The following is a 20,029-nucleotide window of genomic DNA, read 5'->3' as shown; positions in this document are numbered from 1 at the left end:
CAATTGGTCTAACGAAGGGGGTAGCTAAGTTGATCCAAGCTGTTTATCTTGCAGTGCAACAAGACCTTCTCGTTTTCAGGGAGAAAGACCAATGAGTTTCCGTCCTCGTCGTACCGCTCTTTATATGCCCGGGTCAAATGCTCGTGCACTGGAAAAAGCAAAGACCCTGCCGGTCGATGTGTTGCTGCTTGATCTGGAAGACTCTGTCGCGCCAGACCAAAAAGACATGGCTCGTGAACAGGTGGTCGAAGCGGTGAAAGAGGGTGGCTTTGGACATCGTGAAGTGGTCATCCGCATGAACGGTCTGGACACCCCGTGGGGTGAAAAAGATTTGGCTGGTGTAATTGAAGCCCGGCCGGATGCGGTACTGGTGCCAAAGGTGGATTGTGCCGAGGATGTCTATGCTATTGGCCGCAAGCTTAATGATGCGCATGCTAGCCAGGATCTGAAAATCTGGGCCATGATGGAAACTCCAGGAGCCATGGTGCGTGCACTGGAAATTTCCTCTTCCAAATTGGAGTATCATGGGTCTCGCCTTTCCTGTTTCATCATGGGAACCAATGACTTGTCGAAGGAAACTCGCGCTGCTCTGATCCCGGGACGTGCGCCTATGATGCCGTGGTTGATGCAATGTCTGGCCGCTGCACGTGCCTATGAAATCGACATCATTGACGGGGTTTATAACCAGTTCACCGATGCGGAAGGTTTCATTGCAGAATGTGAGCAGGGCGCGGAAATGGGTATGGATGGCAAGACCATCATTCACCCGAAACAGATTGCTGATTGCAACCGGATCTTTTCTCCAAGCGAGGAAGAAATTGCTCGTAGCCGGGAGATCATTGATGCCTTTGATGCACCAGAAAATCAGTCCAAAAATGTGATGACAATCAACGGCAAAATGGTAGAACGATTGCACGCTGAAATGGCCCGTCGCGTGGTCGAGATTGCCGATGCAATTACCAAACAGGATGAGCAATAGTCATGCAGGTTTATCGTTTACTCACTGAAGAAGATGATGCTGTTTTTTGCCACAAGGTAACAGAGGCCCTGACCAAGGGATGGGAGCTATATGGCTCTCCCACTTATGCCTTCGATCCATCCACGAACAAGATGCGTTGTGGACAGGCAGTCGTCAAAGAAGTGAGTGATGATTTTGTCTATGACAGGGATGTTAAGCTGGGTGCGCTCTAGAGCGCACTTTTTTTGTTTTGAGAAGATCGATTTTAAGTGATGAAACAAATTATTGCAGCATTGATCATGGCCTGGTCGATGGTTCTTGTCGTCAGCCATACTGCTGACGCAGCAGGTCAAAAGAAATTCTATGAGATTTCGGGAGAGCCCAAGAAAGCCTTCAATAAATGGGCTGAGAATACCGGATTTGCGATGTTCTTTGCCAAGGGCTGTAACAGTCTGAAAGAAGATCGGATGGCGGTTCGAAGCGCTGGCTGGGCAATTCAGAAGAAATACAAGCTTTCAAACCCTCAGTGGCAGCATTTAGGATCGCAGGGGCGTCAATACGGACAGCAAGTGCTGAAGAAAGTGCAGGCCTATATGAAAGCCAAGGGGTTGACCAAAAACTCCAATGACAAGATTTGTCGTTTGGGTCATCGTCATCTTGCCAAACGCACGGCGATTGGACGCATGCTGAAAGCGCGTTAAAAATGCAAAAGGCAATCTTTTCCGGATCGCCTTTTTTGATTAGGACGGCTAGGTGGGTCGTTAAGCCGATCTTATTCCAGGCCCATGCAATTGGCATAGAAACTGGTTGTTGCTGGCCAATCGGAAAAGACGCCTTTCACACCGACATCTTGTGCAAGCACATGCAGAACTTTGAGCATGTCGCTGTCTTTTTTGATCAGCTTTTTCACTGTCTGATAATACCAGCCGCCGCCATTGTTCAAAGAGCCTGAGCGCTCCAATGACCAGGTAATGATATTGATGTCCGCTTCCTTGGCTGCCTTTGCGTAAGCGGACGGCACAATGCTCTCGCCTTGCGTCTTGAGCAGCATCCAGATCGGTGGCGCAATATAGTTGACGCCCATTTCCTTCAGCTCTGCCATGGACGGTTTGAAGCTTTCCGGATTGTCTGGGTTCAATCCATCACGGGCGCGGCCATCAAGGAAGACGGCCTGCTTGCCAAAGTCCGGTTCATTCTCGATCCAATATTGGATATCGGCAAGATTGAAGCTCTGCAGCCAGACATCGGATGGTGGAATTTCAGCATCGATATATTCATCGACCAGCTTTTGCGCATAATCTTCCTGACTCATGTCATCAAAAGGCATGGAGACAGCGGGGGTTTTAAGCTCGGGTGTGAACTTGACGCCAAGTTCCTTGAACAGCGCGAGAGTGTCTTTGTGGCTGAGAAGGGTTCCGCCCTGACTTGCATAAAGATCGGTGCGCCATTTGGCAGTGCCGTTCAAGAACTCTTCAACTGTTCTGGCATTTTTGTTGGCCGCATCCATCTTTCCGGTGAGATGTTTGAATTCGGAAAGCAGGATATCCGAGGTCCTGCATTCTGCGGAGGCTTTTTCACCGTTACCAGCAGGTGAGAATGGCTTGGCGCAGGTGGCCGCCAGATCCGTTTCCAGAATATTGGTCGTTGTTGCCAGATCATTTTGGCTATGGCGGCAGACCAATTCCTTATCCTTGGTGAAGGTCACATCGCATTCGATAATGCCGGCACCCATGCGAGCGGCGGCCTTGTAGCCTTCCAAGCTATGCTCAGGGAATTGCAAGGGTGCCCCGCGATGGCCAATGGAGAAAAGGCTTTTTATCGGTGCTTTGCCAGTTCGAAACTCTTTGGCGCAGGAGAGCAGTTTTTCCTTCAGCGGACTGTCTTCCATTTGATCGACCAGAGCAAAAGGCCTGGGCCCCAAATTGGCAGCATTGGCGATGGAGATGCTTGATACAAAGAGTGCAGAGAGCAAAATCTGGCGAGCGGGCATTGGAGACTCACGAAAAGGGACTGAAGTATACTGATTTTAGCATAGTCTCTTTGTCAAAGATAAGACGGAATTGCACTAGATGAAATTATCCCACCATTCCCTTTGCTCACGTCTTCTCATTCTTTGGTTTGGATGACATTGCTTGTGCAGTGCAATATGATAATTGGAAAGAGACCTAGAAAGCCTGTTTCCAATTGATCGGGCAAAGAGGCCGAGGGAGAGATTAGAATGAGCAAGACCAATCCGGGCAATTATTTTGAGGATTTCAATGTTGGGCAAATCCTCCGTCATGCCACCCCACGTACTGTGAGCGTGGGAGATGCATCTCTTTATACGGCGCTTTATGGATCGCGCTTTGCGGTGCAGTCATCGGATGCTTTTGCACAAGGGCTGGGATATGAGCGCTCTCCAATTGATGATTTTCTTGTCTTTCATATTGTCTTTGGCAAGACGGTGCCGGATATCTCCCTCAATGCTGTAGCCAATCTTGGCTATGCCGGGTGTCGTTTTCTGGCGCCTGTTTATCCGGGTGATAGCTTGTCCGCTTCTTCAGAGGTAATAGGGTTGAAGGAGAATTCCAACGGCAAGACCGGTGTGGTCTATGTGCGCTCGACTGGCGTTAACCAGGATGGCATCACGGTTCTGGATTATGTGCGCTGGGTGATGGTACGCAAGAAAGATCCGTCCACGCCAACCGGTCACAATAATGTACCAAGCTTGCCTGCGGCTCTGGAAGCTGCCAGTCTTGGTGATGCTGTGCCGATACTCAATAAGGACGCGTTTGATTGGGATTTATCCGGTTCGGTTCATATGTGGGATGATTATGAAGTGGGCGAGACAATCGACCATGTTGATGGCATGACCGTGGAAGAAGCCGAACATCAAATGGCTACACGTCTGTATCAAAACACTGCCAAGGTGCATTTCAATCAATTCACCGAAGGGCAGGGCCGGTTTGGTCGTCGTCTGATCTATGGTGGACATGTGATCTCGCTTGCACGCGCCTTGTCCTTCAACGGTCTGGGAAATGCCTTCCATGTTGCGGCCATCAATGGTGGTCGCCATGTGGCTCCGCTCTTTGCAGGTAATACTGTCTTTGCCTGGTCCGAAGTGATCGACAAGGCCGAACTGCCAGGTCGTGAGGATGTGGGTGCGCTTCGCCTTCGTATGTTTGCGACCAAGGATCAGCCATGTGGTGAACTGCCGGGTAAGGGTGAAGAAGGATATGATGCTTCCGTCATTCTGGATCTCGACGTCTGGGTGCTTCTGCCACGCGGTTGATAGCTCCGGTTGAAAGAAAATGAACAGATAAGTGATAGCCTGGTGACCAATGTATGGTTGCCGGGCTTTGTTTTTTGGATCACACTTCATTTACCCTCAACCCTTAGGGTAGGGCATATTGATTTTGAGTCGCCTTGGGATGCTCTGGTCTATTGTACATTACTCTGACGTAACGTAATGATTTTGCTTTGTTCCTTAGGCGAATTTTGTCGTTTTTGTGACATTTTGCGCGGCTTTCGCTTTGACCTTACGCCAATTTGTCGCTATGAGAAACAGGAATGCGAACCTGACCTATGGTTACCTTTACGCAAGCGTCACCTGTCGAGGACCTAAAGAAATGACAGACGTCGACCTGAAGGGCAAACGCCCTCTTTCTCCGCATCTGCAGATTTATCGTCCGATGCTCACCATGACTATGTCCATTGTGCATCGTATTACTGGAGCTGCGCTCTATTTCGGAACAGTTTTGCTGGCTTATTGGCTGATTGCTCTTGCAAGTGGCCCGGAAGCATTCGAGACCGCTCAGGCTATCTTCGGATCCTGGATCGGTCGTCTGGTTCTGTTTGGCTATACTTGGGCTCTGCTTCACCATATGCTTGGTGGTTTTCGTCACTTCATCTGGGACTTCGGTCTTGGATTTGGTGAGCAGGAGCGCGAGTGGCTAGCTCGTTTGACATTGATCGGTGGCCTGGTGTTGACCGCACTGGTCTGGATCATCGCATATAGCGTTTTGTAAAAGCGGGAGAGAGTAGATGACTATGAAAACGGATATGAAAAGCGTCCGTGGTCTGGGTTCCGCTCACAGCGGGACGCACCATTTCTGGATGCAGCGTGTTACTGCGACTGCCAATGTCTTTTTGGCGATTGCTTTCATCATCATTCTGATCAAGGCGGCTGGCGCTGATTATGAAGCAGCCAAAGCACTCGTGGCATCGCCTTTGGTTGCCATTCCGATGATTCTGTTCGTGGTGTCCGGTATCTATCACATGCATTTGGGCATGCAGGTGATCATCGAAGATTATGTGCACACCGAGAATTTGAAAATTCCTCTGGTGATGGGCAACAAATTCTTTTCAATCGTGATCGGTCTGAGCTGTATTTACGCAGTGCTCACACTGTCCTTTGGGGGTTAAGCAGATGGCAGGTGAATATAAGCCGGGCGCTTTCAGCATCAATGGTCGCGCCTATCAGGTTGTCGATCATCATTTTGACGTGGTTGTTGTCGGTGCCGGTGGTGCTGGCTTGCGTGCAACACTTGGTATGGCAGAGCAAGGTCTGAAGACTGCCTGTATCTCAAAGGTGTTCCCGACCCGCTCGCATACTGTTGCGGCGCAGGGTGGTATCGCAGCATCGCTCAAGAACATGACGCCAGACAGCTGGCAGTGGCATATGTATGACACTGTTAAGGGTTCTGACTGGCTTGGCGATACTGACGCCATGGAATATCTGACCCGTGAAGCGCCGGCAGCGGTTTACGAGCTGGAGCATTATGGTGTGCCATTCTCGCGTACCGAGGAAGGCAAGATCTATCAGCGTCCGTTCGGCGGTCACATGCAGAATTACGGTGAAGGTCCTCCGGTACAGCGCACTTGTGCTGCGGCCGACCGTACCGGTCACGCTATCCTGCACACCTTGTATGGCCAGAGCCTGCGCAACAATGCGGAATTCTATATTGAATATTTCGCGCTTGATCTGCTGCAGTCCGAAGATGGTCAGACCCAGGGCGTTGTAGCCTGGAACCTGGATGACGGCACCATTCATCGCTTCAATGCGAAAATGACTGTCATGGCAACAGGCGGTTATGGCCGTGCCTACTTCTCTGCAACCTCCGCCCACACCTGTACGGGTGACGGTGGTGGAATGGTGGCCCGTGCTGGCCTACCAATGCAGGATCTGGAATTCGTTCAGTTCCACCCAACCGGGATTTACGGCTCCGGCTGTCTGATCACCGAGGGTGCTCGTGGTGAGGGTGGCTATCTGGTCAACTCCGAAGGCGAGCGCTTCATGGAGCGGTATGCGCCAAGCGCGAAGGATCTGGCGTCTCGTGACGTTGTATCCCGCTGCATGACCATGGAAATTCGCGAAGGTCGCGGTGTTGGCCCTGATGGCGATCACATCTTCCTGCATTTGGATCACCTGGATCCGGAACTGCTGGCAGAGCGTTTGCCTGGTATTTCCGAATCCGCCAAGATCTTTGCCGGTGTTGATGTGACCAAGGCGCCAATTCCTGTGCTTCCGACTGTTCACTACAATATGGGTGGTATTCCGACCAACTATTGGGGTGAAGCTCTGAATGCGGATGGCGACAATCCAACCCGTATCCAGCCAGGTCTGATGGCCGTGGGTGAAGCCGGTTGTGCTTCTGTTCACGGAGCGAACCGTCTCGGTTCCAACTCTCTGATCGACCTTGTGGTGTTTGGCCGTGCGGCCGCTATCCGTGCCGGTCAGGTGGTGGATCGCGAAGCAGCCATCCCAACTGCCAATGAAGCGTCTTTCGAGAAGATCATGGATCGTTTCGATAATACCCGTTTTGCTGATGGTGGTACGCCTACTGCTGATCTTCGCCTGAAGATGCAAAAGAGCATGCAGAACAATGCTGCCGTGTTCCGGACCCAGGACACTTTGGAGCAGGGCTGCACCGAGATGAAAGATATCTGGGGTGAGATGAAAGATCTGAAAGTGACTGATCGGTCGCTGATCTGGAACTCCGATCTGATGGAAACGCTCGAGCTGCAGAACCTGATGCCAAACGCCATTCTGACTGTGAATGGCGCCGAGGCCCGCAAGGAAAGCCGCGGTGCGCATGCCCGTGAGGACTTCAAAGATGGTCCTTTGGCTGGTCGTAATGATGATGAGTGGCGCAAGCATACTCTGGCATGGGTTTCCGACGAAGGTGATGTGAAGCTTGATTATCGTCCTGTTGTTCTCGATCCGCTCACCACGGAAGAAGAAGGCGGGATTGATATGAAGAAGATCGCGCCGAAGGCACGTGTCTACTAAGATTTCATGCCGGACGCAACAATGTGTCCGGCTCTTTCGATATTTGATCTTGGTTCCATCGGCATGGGAGCAAGATGAGGACCGAACTAGCGGAGCGAGATTATGGTAGAACTTGCGCTGCCGAAGAATTCTAGAATGCAGGAAGGCAAGACTTGGCCGAAGCCCGAGGGTGCGACCAATGTCACAGAATTCCGCATTTATCGTTGGAACCCGGATGATGGCAAAAATCCGCAGATCGATACATTCTATGTCGATCGCGATGCCTGTGGTCCAATGGTGCTGGATGGGCTGCTCTATATCAAGAACAGTGTTGACCCGACCCTGACCTTGCGTCGTTCCTGCCGTGAGGGCATTTGTGGTTCTTGCGCCATGAATATCGACGGCACCAATACTCTGGCTTGTACCAAGGGTATAGATGAGTGCATATCAGACGTCGTGAAGGTTTATCCTTTGCCACATATGTCTGTTGTGAAAGATCTGGTTCCGGATTTGAACAATTTCTATGCACAGCATCGCTCCATTGAGCCTTACCTGAAAACGGTAACGCCGGAGCCGGAGACTGAATGGCTGCAATCTCGTGAAGATCGTGCCAAGCTGGATGGTCTTTATGAGTGTATTCTGTGTGCCTGCTGCTCGACTTCCTGCCCATCCTACTGGTGGAATGGAGATCGCTATCTTGGCCCATCGATCTTGTTGCAGGCCTATCGTTGGCTGATTGATAGTCGTGACGAATTTACTGGCGAGCGTCTGGACAATCTGGAAGATCCGTTCCGTCTGTATCGTTGTCACACGATCATGAATTGTTCCAAGGCTTGTCCGAAGGGTCTGAACCCTGCGAAGGCCATTGCCGAGATCAAGCGCATGTTGGTTGATCGCGAGATCTGACTTTCAGATAACGTTCAGCTTTATGTCTATAGATATCAGACACTGCCCGGTCAGAGGACCGGGCGGTGTTTTTGTTTTTGGGTATCAGGTCTTGAATTGAAAATCTTGCTTTTTGCTGAATGAGCGAAAGTTAAGGTGACATTGGTCTTGTAATTATCTAAAGGTGACCAAGATAAGGAAGGTCCGGAACAATACGAATGCCTAACTTTTGTTTGAAAAAGTGCTGGTATTGATGTTGGCTTTTGTATATGGAATGGGCCATTCATCGCTGTTGTGATTGGTAGAATTGTCATGCAAATGTCTAAAAGATGGGATACATCGCCCGTGACATTTGAAGATAGGGGCTGTTCTCATGCTGATTTTCATACCGCAAGATTGTCTTGTTCAAAGGCAAGTGTATGAGTTTGGTGTGGGTCAGGTTCAATATCCGGATCAGCTTTTAGCGATGTAGTCCCAAGGAGACTGTGATGCTACAAACGAATATTCTGTTTGTTGATGCGACCAATAATGGCCGTTCTATCATGGCGGAGGCTTATTTCAATCAGCATTGCCGTGGGCATTTGCGCGCCTTTAGTGCCGGAGCAAATCCGGATGCTGAACTGGATCGCCATATTCTCGAGATCCTGAAGGAAAATGACATCACTCCTGATGATTATTGTCCCAAACCGATCGATATCTTCTTGCAGCCCTATTCTCCGCGGATCGATATGATCGTCGGTTTTACACCAACCATTGATCAGTTTGTTTTGCCAATCTTTCCACATCAGCCTGAGATGACACATTTGCAGATCAAGCCTGTTGTGGAGCGTATGGAAACCGTCAGCCGCAAGCAAGCCGTGCGCGAGTGCTTTGCAGACATGCGTCTGGTGGTTGATCGTGCCCTGGCTTCTGGTCAGTTGCCTCGCAACGAGGCTGCCTGAATTCCTATCTTATTATCCACGATGTATGTTTGAGTGGCTTCTATAGTGCTTTAGGGCTGGACCTTGATGCATCAAGGTCCTAAGGTCTTGTCAATCTGAGCAGTATGGGTGCGTAACTGTGAATCAAAGTCCTTCTTGGTGCATGACGGGTGTGTTGACCAGCTTGTTGTTGGCAGGCTGTGCATCAAGTGGTTCTCTGGGGACATCGGATGCCAATCGCAGTATAGCTGTTCCTGTTTCATCGGTTGATCAGTCCAGCTTGCCGCCTCTCGATAACAGCGAAGCTGGCAAATTCTCTCAGTCCGATGATGGGTCCCTTGTTGTGGCGCAGGCAGCAAGTGAGTTGGTTGAAGAAGAGGCGGCAGCCTATCAATCATCAGAGCAGGCCAATCAGATTTCCAATCGAGTTGTGTCCGCGAATTCCAAAATGCTTGGAAGCTGGGTTGTGCAATCTCGAAGTGCCAAAACATCAGATCGTCTCAGCAAGTTGACTGCAATGGCCAATCGTTTGTTTGATCATTCCGAGAGCGCACGAAGCCAGATTTGTCAGGTGCAATTTGGTTCTGATCCGGTCGAAGGTGGATATAAGGCTGATGGGGCTGCGTCCTGTCCGACCATGTTGTTCATGTTGGAAAGCTGGCGTCCTTATGGTGACAAGGTGATTTTGAAAAATCACATGGGTGATGAAATCATGCGCCTTACTTCTCGTTCAGGCGACCTCTGGGTCGGGGTTGATGAGAAGGGCCAAACTTTCACTCTGAAACGCCCTGCTGGGAGCTGATCCTTTTGATCTGATTTCATTGAGGCATATAGCTTGTTATAGCCTTATAAAGACGAATTGTGTTTTCTTCCCGTTTCGTGGCATTTTGGTTAAGTAAATCAAGCTAGGCTTATTGTGGTCTTGATCTTTGATGACTATAGGTCAAGTCTTGAAACGTGCGACAAGGAGAGCTTTATGATTCGCTTTTTCATCATTGCTGGTGCTGGTTTGGCGCTTGCAGGATGCTCTTCCGCCGGATTGGATCGATTTGGTGGGCGAGCAGGCTCTTTGACGCCTGCGCCGACTGCTCCAGTGCAAAGCCAGAGCCTAACTCCTCTTAATCCAGCCAGTAATGTTGCCGGCAATGTGCAGCAGAATGGCGGTCAACCGATCAACAACGCTCTTGGAGCCGAGGCTGGCCTGCAAGATCAATTCACGCCCAATCAGCAAGTTGCCACCCTGAATGCTCCATCAAATGCCAGATCCCTGTCTCGTACAGATCTGCTCGGAGCGTGGACTTTGGCTTCTGGTGCCGAACAGTGCAAGTTGAATGTCAATCTGACCAGTTGGTCGGGTGGGTATCGTGCCTCGACCCGTGGTTGTCAGTCGTCCGAACTGCAGCGTGTGAATGCCTGGAACCTGAATGGCAATCAGGTTCTTTTGCTGGCCGAGGATGGTAGCACGATGGCGCAACTTTACTCCTCCAGTGCGGGGAGATTTGACGGGCAGATTCAAACAGATGGTCGTGCGGTTTCCTTCTTCCGATAGGAAGGGATTCGCTGGGCAATTGTTTGACTGGAAGAATGAATAAGACGGTGCAAGTCGACTTGATTGTCGGTTTTTACCGATCCCGGAGTTGGTATGTCCAGAACCGTATCGGGCCTTTATGATCTCAAGGTCGAGCATGGTGAAATTGATTTGGATGAAGCTCAGCGGTCGCTGGCTGTACATTTCGATGATCTGCTAGAACGCATTACCACCAGTCGTCTTGCCAACAAGCATTCCACGCTTGGCTGGCTGTTTGCCAAAAGGCAATCGCCTGAGACTGTCAAAGGACTTTACGTCTGGGGTGATGTAGGTCGTGGCAAGACCATGGTCATGGATCTGTTTTTCGAGGTTGCTCCGGTCAGGCGCAAAGGCCGTTTTCATTTTCATGAATTCATGCGTGATATGCATGCGCGCATCAAGCAGGCAAGGGCGGATATTGCTGCTGGCAAGATCAAGGGTGATGATCCGATCAAGCCGGTGGCCGAAGCCTTGGCGGATGAAGTGCGTCTTCTGTGTTTCGATGAATTCTCTGTTACCGATATTGCTGACGCCATGTTGCTTGGGCGGCTTTTCACACGATTGTTTGCCAAGGGTGTGGTAGTGGTCGCGACATCCAATGTGCAGCCGCGCAATCTCTATATGGATGGTTTGAACCGCCAGCTCTTTCTTCCTTTCATCGAATTGCTTTCAGAGCAATGTGAAATTCTGCAGCTGGAGTCACGAACCGATTTTCGCATGGAGAAACTGGGTGGTCAGCCCATTTATCTGCATCCACTGAATGAGGAGACGGATGAACGCATTCAATCCATGTGGGAGGCGTTGATCGAAGGGCCGCGTGCGCCAAGTGATGCGGTTTCCAACCAAGGACGCACCATTCATGTGCCGCAAGCCTATCATGGGCATGCCCGTTTTCACTTCAATGATCTATGCGCAACCCCCCTTGGTGCGTCGGATTACCTGAAATTATGTGATCTCTATCACACGATTGTTATGGAGGGCATTCCACAACTTGGCTTCACGAATCGTAACGAAGCGAAACGTTTTATCACGTTTATTGATACCCTTTATGACAATCATGTGCGCCTTATTGCTTCTGCACAGGCTTCCGCCTTTGAGCTTTACGTAGCGGAAAAGGGCACGGAAGCCTTTGAATTTGCACGCACCACCTCGCGTTTAATTGAGATGCAGTCAGACGAATATCTGTCTACAGGTGGTCATTTTTCCTGACGCTGACGTTAAGGTTATGTCCTCCTAAAATCTTATTTTTTTTGCAGAAATTCAACTATCTGCGACTTGAAAGCGCACCTCAAAAGCGGTAGTTACAGCCATCCATTCCCTCTTATGGGACAACCTTACGTTTGGGGAAACTACCTAAAATGGCGCGGAACAAAATTGCTTTGATCGGTGCGGGCCAAATCGGTGGCACGCTAGCTCATCTCGCTGGTCTGAAAGAACTGGGTGATGTCGTTCTTTTCGATATCGCTGAAGGCACTCCAGAGGGCAAGGCTCTCGATATTGCTGAATCAGCTCCTGTTGATGGCTTTGATGCGAAACTTTCCGGTACCCAGTCTTATGAAGCGATTGCTGGTGCTGATGTGGTGATTGTAACTGCAGGTGTTCCGCGCAAGCCGGGCATGAGCCGTGATGATCTGGTTGAAATCAACCTGAAAGTCATGCAACAGGTTGGTGCGGGCATTGCCAAATATGCTCCGGATGCTTTCGTGATTTGCATCACCAACCCACTGGATGCCATGGTTTGGGCCTTGCAGAAATTCTCGAATCTGCCAAAGAACAAGGTTGTTGGCATGGCGGGCGTTCTCGACTCAGCTCGTTTCCGTCACTTCCTGGCTGACAAATTCGACGTATCCGTCAAGGATGTGACCGCGTTTGTTCTGGGTGGCCATGGCGACACAATGGTTCCTCTGACCCGTTATTCCACTGTTGCTGGTATTCCTCTGACCGATCTGGTTAAGATGGGCTGGCTGACCCAGGAAGAACTGGATCAGATTGTACAGCGTACTCGTGATGGCGGTGCCGAGATCGTATCTCTTCTGAAAACCGGCTCTGCTTTCTACGCACCTGCCGCTTCCGCTATTCAGATGGCCGAATCTTATCTGAAAGATCAGAAGCGTGTTCTGCCATGTGCAGCGCATCTGTCTGGTGAATATGGTGTTGATGGTCTGTATTGCGGTGTTCCAACCGTTATCGGTGCTGGTGGCATCGAGCGTGTTGTCGAGATTGATCTGAATGGCGACGAGAAAGCCATGCTGGATCACTCCATTGATGCCGTGAAAGGCCTGGTTGAAGCTTGTCAGCGCATCTCTCCTGATCTGGCTGACTAAGTTCGATAAGATCTGTCCTGCCCGTCACTGTTTCGGGCAGGATCCTTTGATCAAAATGAGGAAGAATGATATGTCGGGAAACCAATGGGGCATGTCATTTCGGAGTGAAGGAGTGAAGCTCCCATGAACATTCATGAATATCAGGCAAAAGCGCTTCTGAAAGAATTTGGTGCCCCTGTTGCTGAGGGCGTGGCCATTTTCTCTGCAGACGAAGCTGCCGCTGCTGCAGACAAGCTGGGCGGTCCGCTTTGGGTTGTGAAATCCCAGATCCATGCCGGTGGCCGTGGTAAGGGTAAATTCAAGGAAGAATCCGCTGGCGAAAAAGGCGGCGTTCGTCTTGCTTTTTCCAAAGAGGAAGTAACCGAGTTTGCTACTCAGATGCTTGGTTCTACCCTTGTAACCGCTCAGACCGGCGAAGCTGGCAAGCAGGTTAACCGTCTTTACATTGAAGATGGTGCGGACATCGAGCGTGAGCTGTATCTGTCCCTTCTGGTTGACCGCACCTGTGGTCAGGTTGCCTTTGTTGCTTCTACCGAAGGCGGCATGGACATCGAGCAGGTTGCTGAAGAGACGCCTGAGAAAATCCTTACCCTGCCAATCGATCCAGATGCTGGTGTTACCGCTGCCGCTGCTGGCGAGCTTTGCGATGCGCTGAAGCTGGATGGTGTGGCTCGTGAAGATGGCCTGAAGCTGTTCCCGATCCTCTACAAGGCATTTGTCGAAAAAGACATGTCCCTGCTGGAGATCAACCCGCTGATCGTCATGAAAGACGGCCGTCTGCGTGTGCTTGACGCCAAATGCTCCTTCGATGGCAATGCTCTGTTCCGTCATGATGACGTGATGGCGTTGCGCGACAAGACCGAAGAAGACGAAAAAGAGATCGAAGCCTCCAAGCATGATCTGGCTTATGTTGCTCTTGACGGCAACATCGGCTGCATGGTGAACGGCGCTGGTCTTGCCATGGCGACCATGGATATCATCAAGCTCTATGGTGCTGAGCCTGCAAACTTCCTCGACGTTGGTGGCGGCGCTACCACCGAGAAAGTAACCGCTGCGTTCAAGATCATCACGTCCGATCCTAACGTTGAAGGCATTCTGGTTAACATTTTCGGCGGCATCATGCGTTGTGACGTGATTGCACAAGGTGTTCTGGAAGCTGTGAACGAAGTTGGTTTGCAGGTGCCACTGGTTGTTCGTCTTGAAGGCACCAAGGTTGAAGAAGGCAAGAAAATCATCAATGACAGTGATCTGAACGTGATCCCTGCTGATGATCTCAACGATGCAGCTCAGAAAATTGTTGCTGCTGTGAAGGGGGCGTAAGTACGATGTCCATTATTGTCAACAAAGACACCAAAGTCATCGTGCAAGGTCTGACCGGTAAAACCGGTACCTTCCACACCGAGCAGGCTCTGGCTTACTACGGCACCCAGATGGTTGCCGGTGTTCACCCTAAAAAAGGTGGCACCAACTGGACCGGTAACGTAGACGGCAAGGAAGTTCAGGTTCCTATCTTTGCGACCGTTAAGGAAGCAATGGAAGCAACCGGTGCGAATGCCTCCGTGGTTTATGTTCCACCTGCAGGCGCCGGTGCTGCGATTATTGAAGCGATTGACGCTGGCGTTCCTTTCATCTCCTGCATCACCGAAGGTATTCCGGTTGCAGACATGGTGAAAGTGAAAGCGCGCCTCGACAAGTCCGATTCCCGTCTGCTGGGTCCAAACTGCCCAGGCGTCATGACCCCTGAAGAGTGCAAGATCGGCATCATGCCGGGCTCCATCTTCAAAAAGGGTTCTGTCGGCATCGTATCCCGCTCTGGTACTCTGACTTATGAAGCTGTTTTCCAGACCACTCAGGAAGGCCTTGGTCAGACCACTGCCGTTGGTATCGGTGGTGATCCGGTCAAAGGCACCGAGTTCATTGACGTGCTGGACCTGTTCCTGGACGATGATGCAACCGAATCCATCATCATGATTGGTGAAATCGGTGGTTCTGCAGAAGAGGAAGCATCCGAGTGGCTGAAAGAACAGGCTGCCAAAGGTCGTAAGAAGCCAATGGTTGGCTTCATTGCCGGTCGTACTGCACCTCCAGGCCGTACAATGGGTCATGCTGGTGCTGTTATCTCCGGTGGCAAGGGCGGCGCAGAAGACAAGATTGCTGCAATGGAAGATGCGGGTATCCGTGTTTCTCCATCTCCAGCGAGCCTGGGTAAGACTCTCGTCGACTTGCTAAACGGTAAGTAACAGTACTATGACAGTATGAGGGGGAAGCATTAACCATTTTCCCCTCATAATCCGGCAAATCGTTCGGCAATGGTGCCGACGAAACGAAAGAGCGCCGGGAGAAATTCCGGTTGGTGGCGATGGCACGTCAGGACGCAAATGAAGCGTTCGCGTTAACCTCCTTTCTTTATGGTGGTAACGCGTCCTATATCGAAGATCTCTACGCCCGTTATCAGGAAAATCCGGCAGCAGTTGCTCCTGAGTGGCAGGGATTCTTTCAAGATCTCCAAGACAAAAAAGAAGATGTGATTGCGGGGGCACGTGGTGCATCCTGGAAACGACCTGATTGGCCGATTCCGCAATCTGGCGAACTGGTTTCTGCTCTGGACGGTGATTGGGGTCCCGACGAGAAGAAACTGGGCGACAAGCTCAAGACCAAGGCTGCGAGCCAGGGTATTGAGCTGAGCGATGAGGCAGTTCAGCAGGCGACACGCGATTCCGTTCGTGCCCTGATGATGATCCGTGCTTATCGCATGCGTGGCCATCTTCATGCAGATCTCGATCCGTTGAAACTGGCGGAAGCCAAGGATCACGAAGAGCTGCATCCGACCTCTTATGGTTTCACCGAGGCCGATTATGATCGCAAGATCTTCATCGACCACGTGCTGGGCCTGGAATTTGCCACCATTCCTGAAATGCTGGAAATTCTGCGTCGGACTTATTGCTCTACCCTTGGTGTCGAATTCATGCATATTTCCGCTCCGGCGGAAAAACGCTGGATCCAGGAGCGCATCGAAGGACCGGACAAGCAGATCGCATTCACTGCGGAAGGCAAGAAGGCGATCCTTTACAAGCTGGTAGAGGCGGAAGGCTTCGAGAAATTCCTCGATATCAAATATACAGGCACCAAGCGTTTTGGTCTGGACGGCGGGGAAGCTTTGATCCCGGCTCTGGAACAGATCATCAAGCGTGGCGGCGCCATGGGTGTGAAGGAAATTGTTCTGGGCATGGCACACCGTGGCCGCCTGAACGTCCTCTCCCAGGTTATGGCCAAGCCACATCGTGCGATTTTCCATGAATTCAAGGGCGGTTCCTACGCTCCTGATGATGTGGAAGGGTCTGGTGATGTGAAATACCATCTGGGTGCATCGTCTGACCGCGAATTTGACGGCAACAATGTTCATCTGTCCTTGACCGCCAATCCGTCTCACCTTGAGATCGTGAATCCGGTTGTTCTGGGTAAGGCGCGTGCCAAGCAGGATCAGATTTCCGCAGGTGATGGCCCGTTCATCGAGACGACCGAGGTAGACCGTACGACGGTTCTGCCGCTTTTGCTGCATGGTGATGCGGCTTTTGCCGGTCAGGGTGTTGTGGCTGAATGTCTGGGTTTGTCAGGTCTTCGTGGCCATCGTACCGGTGGTTCGATCCATGTGATCATCAACAACCAGATCGGTTTCACCACCAACCCGCGCTTCTCTCGTTCTTCTCCATATCCTTCCGATATGGCCAAGATGATCGAAGCGCCGGTGCTGCACTGTAATGGTGATGATCCGGAATCTGTTGTCTTTGCAGCAAAGATTGCTACCGAATTCCGCCAAACCTTTGGCAAGCCGGTCGTGATCGACATGTTCTGCTATCGTCGCTTCGGTCACAACGAAGGTGATGAGCCGGCCTTTACCCAGCCGATCATGTACAAGAAGATCCGTCAGCATCCAACCAGCCTGCAGATTTATGCAGACAAGCTGATTGCTGAAGGTACGATTACAGCTGAAGATCTGGAAAGCATGCGGGCAGATGTTCGCAAGGCTCTGGATGAAGAATTCGAGGCTGGTCAATCCTTCTCACCGAACAAGGCTGACTGGTTCGATGGCAAGTGGGCAGGTCTTTCTACCGCCAGCGCTGAAGATGATCGCCGGTCTGGCGAAACAGGTGTTGCGATTGATGATATTCGAGCAATCGGTGCGAAACTCACCCATGTGCCGGAAGACTTCAATGTTCACCGGACCATCAAACGCTTCCAGACCAACCGCGCGAAGATGTTCGAAACCGGCGAAGGCTTTGACTGGGCGACAGCAGAGGCTCTGGCCTTTGGCTCCTTGCTGAGGGATGGTCATCCTGTTCGCCTGTCCGGTCAGGATTGTGAACGTGGTACTTTCTCCCAGCGTCATTCCGTTCTCTATGATCAACAGGATGAGGGCCGTTTCATTCCGCTCAACCATGTCTCTGAAGGACAAGAGCGTTATGAAGTGATCAACTCCATGCTGTCCGAAGAAGCGGTTCTTGGCTTTGAGTATGGTTATACCCTGTCCGAGCCACGTGGTTTGACCATGTGGGAAGGTCAGTTTGGTGACTTTGCCAATGGCGCACAGGTTGTGTTTGATCAGTTCCTGTCTTCGGGTGAGCGCAAATGGTTGCGGATGTCCGGTCTCGTGATGCTTCTGCCGCATGGCTATGAAGGTCAGGGGCCAGAACATAGCTCGGCCCGTCTTGAGCGTTATCTGCAGGCTTGTGCCGAAGATAACATTCAGGTGGCAAACTGTTCCACGCCTGCCAACTATTTCCATATCCTGCGCCGTCAGGTGAAACGTTCTTTCCGTAAGCCGCTTATTCTGATGACGCCAAAGAGCCTGTTGCGTAACAAGCGCTGTGTCTCTCGGATTGAGGAAATGGGCGCTGATAGCACCTTCCATCGTGTCTTGTGGGATGATGCACAGAGCAATCCGAACTCCGAGACCAAACTGGTTTCCGATGACAAGATCCGTCGTGTCATCATGTGTTCCGGTAAGGTCTATTACGATCTGTTGGAAGAGCGTGAGAAGCGTGGCATTGATGATGTTTATCTTCTGCGTGTCGAGCAGCTTTATCCGTTCCCGGCCAAGGCCCTGATCAAAGAACTGAGCCGCTTCAAGCAGGCGGATATGGTCTGGTGTCAGGAAGAGCCGAAAAACCAGGGTGCCTGGTTCTTCGTCGAGCCTTATCTGGAATGGGTGCTCAACCAGATTGACGCGAAAACCAAGCGTGCAGCCTATGTGGGTCGTGCAGCATCTGCTGCGACTGCGACCGGCTTGATGAGCCGCCATCTGGCTCAGCTGCAGGCCTTCCTTGATGATGCGTTTGCCGAATAACCGGCTGACCAATGCGAATTTGAAATGTGAGAGAGACGAATGGCTACAGAAATCAAGGTCCCAACTCTTGGGGAATCTGTGACCGAAGCGACCATCGGTCAGTGGTTCAAGCAACCAGGTGATGCGGTTTCTGCCGACGAGCCGTTGGTAGAACTGGAAACTGATAAAGTTACCATCGAAGTGCCAGCACCATCTGCTGGCACCATGGGTGAGCAGCTTGTCGCTGAAGGTGATACTGTTGAAGTTGGCGCTTTGCTTGCCATGCTGAATGAAGGTGAGGGTGGTGTTGCTGCTCCGGCTGCATCTGCTGCTGCACCAGCGCCATCTGCTGCGCCTGCGCCCGCAGCTCCTGCTGCAACTTCCATGCAGCCTGCTCCATCTGCTGCCAAAATGATGACCGAGAACAAGATTGATCCGGCTGCCGTTGCTGGCTCGGGTGTTCGTGGTCAGGTGCTCAAAGGCGATGTGCTGAATGCGGTTGCTTCCGGCACCACGGCTCCGGCGGCTTCTGCTGCTCCTGCAGCGCGTGCACCGTCTGCTCCGGAAGATGCCGCGCGTGAAGAGCGTGTTCGCATGACCAAGCTGCGTCAGACCATTGCACGTCGTCTGAAAGACGCGCAGAACACCGCAGCCATGTTGACCACCTTCAATGATGTGGACATGTCTGCGGTCATGGGTCTTCGCAAGCAGTATAAGGATCTGTTCGAGAAGAAGCATGGTGTGCGACTTGGCTTCATGGGCTTCTTTGCCAAGGCTGTGACCCAGGCTCTGCAGGAAATCCCTGCTGTGAATGCCGAGATTGATGGTACCGACATCATCTACAAGCATTTTGTGAACCTGGCTGTTGCCGTTGGCTCCCCACGTGGTCTGGTTGTTCCAGTTGTGCGTGATGCTGATCAGATGTCCATTGCAGAGATCGAAGGATCCATTGCCAATCTGGGTCGCCGTGCTCGTGATGGCCAACTGACCATGGAAGACATGCAGGGCGGTACATTCACCATTTCCAATGGTGGTGTTTACGGTTCCATGATGTCTACCCCGATCCTCAATGCGCCTCAGTCCGGAATTCTGGGTATGCACCGCATTGAAGACCGTCCGGTTGTCCGCAATGGTGAGATCGTGATCCGTCCGATGATGTATCTGGCTTTGTCCTATGATCATCGTATCGTTGACGGCAAAGAGGCTGTGACCTTCCTGGTTCGCATCAAGGAAGCTCTGGAAGATCCGCAGCGTCTGGTGCTGGATCTCTAAGCCGGATCTACAGTTTTCCAAACGGGGCGTCTGCGCCCCGTTTGTCGTATTCAAGATGGTCTCCATGATTGAGGCCAATGGGATGTGAAAGGCGATTGCTTTGGCAGGAGCTTTGAAATTTGGCAGCTGGATTTGCGCCATTTATGTGATTTTCATCGCTCTGGTTTGGCTGGTGGGTGGCTTTCTTGTGACCAATGCAATCAGCAATGGTGCCGAATCTGTTTCAGGTCTTGAACTTGTTCCGCAGCTTTTCTGGCCTGTTCGTGCCATCGTTGCCGCGCTTGGCGTGGTTGGCGCCATTATTTTGGTCCTATCCCGGCCCGCATTCTTGCGGGTTCTCGCTGTCTGGTTTGCATCCGAGCTTGCTTTGCTGGTCTGGCTCTTTGCAACTGGTTTTCTCTCTTCTCAGTTTGAAACAATGAGCGATGTGCGCAATCTTGCCATCTGGCAGGTCTGCAATCTGGGCGTGGTGATGTTCGCCTGGGTGAAACATCGTGTACAGTTTCAATCTGCTTCCATATCGGAGTGAA

Annotated in this window: 19 protein-coding genes; 18 read left to right on the top strand and 1 reads right to left on the bottom strand. The window is 51.4% G+C overall.

Annotated features, from left to right (window positions below; all coding sequences use genetic code 11):
- The first annotated feature begins 91 nt into the window (after nucleotides 1-91).
- From CRO57_RS14105 to CRO57_RS14095, 3 genes are read left to right on the top strand one after another with little or no spacing between them, the layout of a single operon-like run.
- The gene (locus CRO57_RS14105) at nucleotides 92-979 is read left to right on the top strand and encodes an HpcH/HpaI aldolase/citrate lyase family protein (protein ID WP_097154134.1); all 888 of its coding nucleotides are present in this window, start codon (nucleotides 92-94) and stop codon (nucleotides 977-979) included.
- Nucleotides 980-981: 2 nt separating this feature from the next.
- Entirely contained in the window at nucleotides 982-1,191 is a 210-nt protein-coding gene (locus CRO57_RS14100) for a DUF1737 domain-containing protein (RefSeq protein WP_097154133.1), read from the top strand.
- A gap of 39 nt (nucleotides 1,192-1,230) precedes the next feature.
- Entirely contained in the window at nucleotides 1,231-1,659 is a 429-nt protein-coding gene (locus CRO57_RS14095; RefSeq protein WP_097154132.1) for a DUF5333 family protein, read from the top strand.
- Nucleotides 1,660-1,730: 71 nt separating this feature from the next.
- Here CRO57_RS14095 and CRO57_RS14090 read toward each other — a convergent pair whose 3' ends face one another.
- Nucleotides 1,731-2,948 (bottom strand): glycerophosphodiester phosphodiesterase family protein, encoded by a 1,218-nt coding sequence (locus CRO57_RS14090; protein WP_097154131.1) that lies wholly within the window; start codon nucleotides 2,946-2,948, stop codon nucleotides 1,731-1,733.
- A gap of 228 nt (nucleotides 2,949-3,176) precedes the next feature.
- Between CRO57_RS14090 and CRO57_RS14085 the strand changes: the two genes are divergently transcribed.
- From CRO57_RS14085 to CRO57_RS14015, 15 genes are all read left to right on the top strand, one after another.
- Nucleotides 3,177-4,229, top strand: a complete 1,053-nt coding sequence (locus CRO57_RS14085; protein WP_170956111.1) for a MaoC family dehydratase — start codon at nucleotides 3,177-3,179, stop codon at nucleotides 4,227-4,229.
- A gap of 337 nt (nucleotides 4,230-4,566) precedes the next feature.
- Nucleotides 4,567-4,965, top strand: a complete 399-nt coding sequence (gene sdhC / locus CRO57_RS14080; protein WP_097154129.1) for a succinate dehydrogenase, cytochrome b556 subunit — start codon at nucleotides 4,567-4,569, stop codon at nucleotides 4,963-4,965.
- Between the two features lie 16 nt (nucleotides 4,966-4,981).
- A complete protein-coding gene (gene sdhD, locus CRO57_RS14075) occupies nucleotides 4,982-5,362 on the top strand; it encodes a succinate dehydrogenase, hydrophobic membrane anchor protein (RefSeq protein WP_097154128.1) in 381 nt (126 codons plus the stop codon).
- 4 nt (nucleotides 5,363-5,366) lie between these two features.
- Nucleotides 5,367-7,229 carry a succinate dehydrogenase flavoprotein subunit gene (gene sdhA / locus CRO57_RS14070; RefSeq protein ID WP_097154127.1) on the top strand — a complete coding sequence of 621 codons (1,863 nt, stop codon included), beginning with the start codon at nucleotides 5,367-5,369 and terminating at the stop codon, nucleotides 7,227-7,229.
- A 102-nt stretch (nucleotides 7,230-7,331) separates the two neighbouring features.
- Complete coding sequence (locus tag CRO57_RS14065) at nucleotides 7,332-8,114, top strand: succinate dehydrogenase iron-sulfur subunit (protein ID WP_097154126.1); 783 nt, start codon at nucleotides 7,332-7,334, stop codon at nucleotides 8,112-8,114.
- A 467-nt stretch (nucleotides 8,115-8,581) separates the two neighbouring features.
- On the top strand, nucleotides 8,582-9,034 hold the full coding sequence (locus CRO57_RS14060; RefSeq protein WP_097154125.1) for an arsenate-mycothiol transferase ArsC: 453 nt from the start codon (nucleotides 8,582-8,584) through the stop codon (nucleotides 9,032-9,034).
- 142 nt (nucleotides 9,035-9,176) lie between these two features.
- On the top strand, nucleotides 9,177-9,815 hold the full coding sequence (locus CRO57_RS14055) for an AprI/Inh family metalloprotease inhibitor (protein ID WP_097154124.1): 639 nt from the start codon (nucleotides 9,177-9,179) through the stop codon (nucleotides 9,813-9,815).
- Nucleotides 9,816-9,989: 174 nt separating this feature from the next.
- Entirely contained in the window at nucleotides 9,990-10,562 is a 573-nt protein-coding gene (locus tag CRO57_RS14050; RefSeq protein WP_097154123.1) for an AprI/Inh family metalloprotease inhibitor, read from the top strand.
- Nucleotides 10,563-10,655: 93 nt separating this feature from the next.
- Nucleotides 10,656-11,789 (top strand): cell division protein ZapE, encoded by a 1,134-nt coding sequence (zapE, locus tag CRO57_RS14045; protein WP_097154122.1) that lies wholly within the window; start codon nucleotides 10,656-10,658, stop codon nucleotides 11,787-11,789.
- Nucleotides 11,790-11,938: 149 nt separating this feature from the next.
- Nucleotides 11,939-12,904 carry a malate dehydrogenase gene (gene mdh, locus CRO57_RS14040; protein WP_097154121.1) on the top strand — a complete coding sequence of 322 codons (966 nt, stop codon included), beginning with the start codon at nucleotides 11,939-11,941 and terminating at the stop codon, nucleotides 12,902-12,904.
- A gap of 123 nt (nucleotides 12,905-13,027) precedes the next feature.
- On the top strand, nucleotides 13,028-14,224 hold the full coding sequence (gene sucC / locus CRO57_RS14035) for an ADP-forming succinate--CoA ligase subunit beta (protein ID WP_097154120.1): 1,197 nt from the start codon (nucleotides 13,028-13,030) through the stop codon (nucleotides 14,222-14,224).
- 5 nt (nucleotides 14,225-14,229) lie between these two features.
- The gene (gene sucD / locus CRO57_RS14030; protein ID WP_097154119.1) at nucleotides 14,230-15,144 is read left to right on the top strand and encodes a succinate--CoA ligase subunit alpha; all 915 of its coding nucleotides are present in this window, start codon (nucleotides 14,230-14,232) and stop codon (nucleotides 15,142-15,144) included.
- 119 nt (nucleotides 15,145-15,263) lie between these two features.
- On the top strand, nucleotides 15,264-18,248 hold the full coding sequence (locus tag CRO57_RS14025; protein WP_097154118.1) for a 2-oxoglutarate dehydrogenase E1 component: 2,985 nt from the start codon (nucleotides 15,264-15,266) through the stop codon (nucleotides 18,246-18,248).
- Between the two features lie 39 nt (nucleotides 18,249-18,287).
- A complete protein-coding gene (odhB, locus tag CRO57_RS14020; protein WP_097154117.1) occupies nucleotides 18,288-19,499 on the top strand; it encodes a 2-oxoglutarate dehydrogenase complex dihydrolipoyllysine-residue succinyltransferase in 1,212 nt (403 codons plus the stop codon).
- Between the two features lie 100 nt (nucleotides 19,500-19,599).
- Nucleotides 19,600-20,028 (top strand): hypothetical protein, encoded by a 429-nt coding sequence (locus CRO57_RS14015; protein ID WP_097154116.1) that lies wholly within the window; start codon nucleotides 19,600-19,602, stop codon nucleotides 20,026-20,028.
- Nucleotide 20,029: the final 1 nt, after the last annotated feature.

Source organism: Cohaesibacter gelatinilyticus, assembly GCF_900215605.1.
Lineage (GTDB): Bacteria > Pseudomonadota > Alphaproteobacteria > Rhizobiales > Cohaesibacteraceae > Cohaesibacter > Cohaesibacter gelatinilyticus.
This window is presented reverse-complemented; position numbering and strand designations above follow the sequence as displayed.

Coding starts and splice junctions, on each gene's coding strand:
- sdhD (WP_097154128.1), top strand. CDS start 4,982: ATGACTATGAAAACGGATATGAAAAGCGTCCGTGGTCTGGGTTCCGCT.
- sucC (WP_097154120.1), top strand. CDS start 13,028: ATGAACATTCATGAATATCAGGCAAAAGCGCTTCTGAAAGAATTTGGT.
- odhB (WP_097154117.1), top strand. CDS start 18,288: ATGGCTACAGAAATCAAGGTCCCAACTCTTGGGGAATCTGTGACCGAA.
- sucD (WP_097154119.1), top strand. CDS start 14,230: ATGTCCATTATTGTCAACAAAGACACCAAAGTCATCGTGCAAGGTCTG.
- CRO57_RS14095 (WP_097154132.1), top strand. CDS start 1,231: ATGAAACAAATTATTGCAGCATTGATCATGGCCTGGTCGATGGTTCTT.
- CRO57_RS14055 (WP_097154124.1), top strand. CDS start 9,177: ATGACGGGTGTGTTGACCAGCTTGTTGTTGGCAGGCTGTGCATCAAGT.
- CRO57_RS14100 (WP_097154133.1), top strand. CDS start 982: ATGCAGGTTTATCGTTTACTCACTGAAGAAGATGATGCTGTTTTTTGC.
- CRO57_RS14060 (WP_097154125.1), top strand. CDS start 8,582: ATGCTACAAACGAATATTCTGTTTGTTGATGCGACCAATAATGGCCGT.
- CRO57_RS14025 (WP_097154118.1), top strand. CDS start 15,264: ATGGCACGTCAGGACGCAAATGAAGCGTTCGCGTTAACCTCCTTTCTT.
- CRO57_RS14090 (WP_097154131.1), bottom strand. CDS start 2,948: ATGCCCGCTCGCCAGATTTTGCTCTCTGCACTCTTTGTATCAAGCATC.
- CRO57_RS14105 (WP_097154134.1), top strand. CDS start 92: ATGAGTTTCCGTCCTCGTCGTACCGCTCTTTATATGCCCGGGTCAAAT.
- CRO57_RS14085 (WP_170956111.1), top strand. CDS start 3,177: ATGAGCAAGACCAATCCGGGCAATTATTTTGAGGATTTCAATGTTGGG.
- sdhC (WP_097154129.1), top strand. CDS start 4,567: ATGACAGACGTCGACCTGAAGGGCAAACGCCCTCTTTCTCCGCATCTG.
- zapE (WP_097154122.1), top strand. CDS start 10,656: ATGTCCAGAACCGTATCGGGCCTTTATGATCTCAAGGTCGAGCATGGT.
- CRO57_RS14050 (WP_097154123.1), top strand. CDS start 9,990: ATGATTCGCTTTTTCATCATTGCTGGTGCTGGTTTGGCGCTTGCAGGA.
- CRO57_RS14065 (WP_097154126.1), top strand. CDS start 7,332: ATGGTAGAACTTGCGCTGCCGAAGAATTCTAGAATGCAGGAAGGCAAG.
- mdh (WP_097154121.1), top strand. CDS start 11,939: ATGGCGCGGAACAAAATTGCTTTGATCGGTGCGGGCCAAATCGGTGGC.
- sdhA (WP_097154127.1), top strand. CDS start 5,367: ATGGCAGGTGAATATAAGCCGGGCGCTTTCAGCATCAATGGTCGCGCC.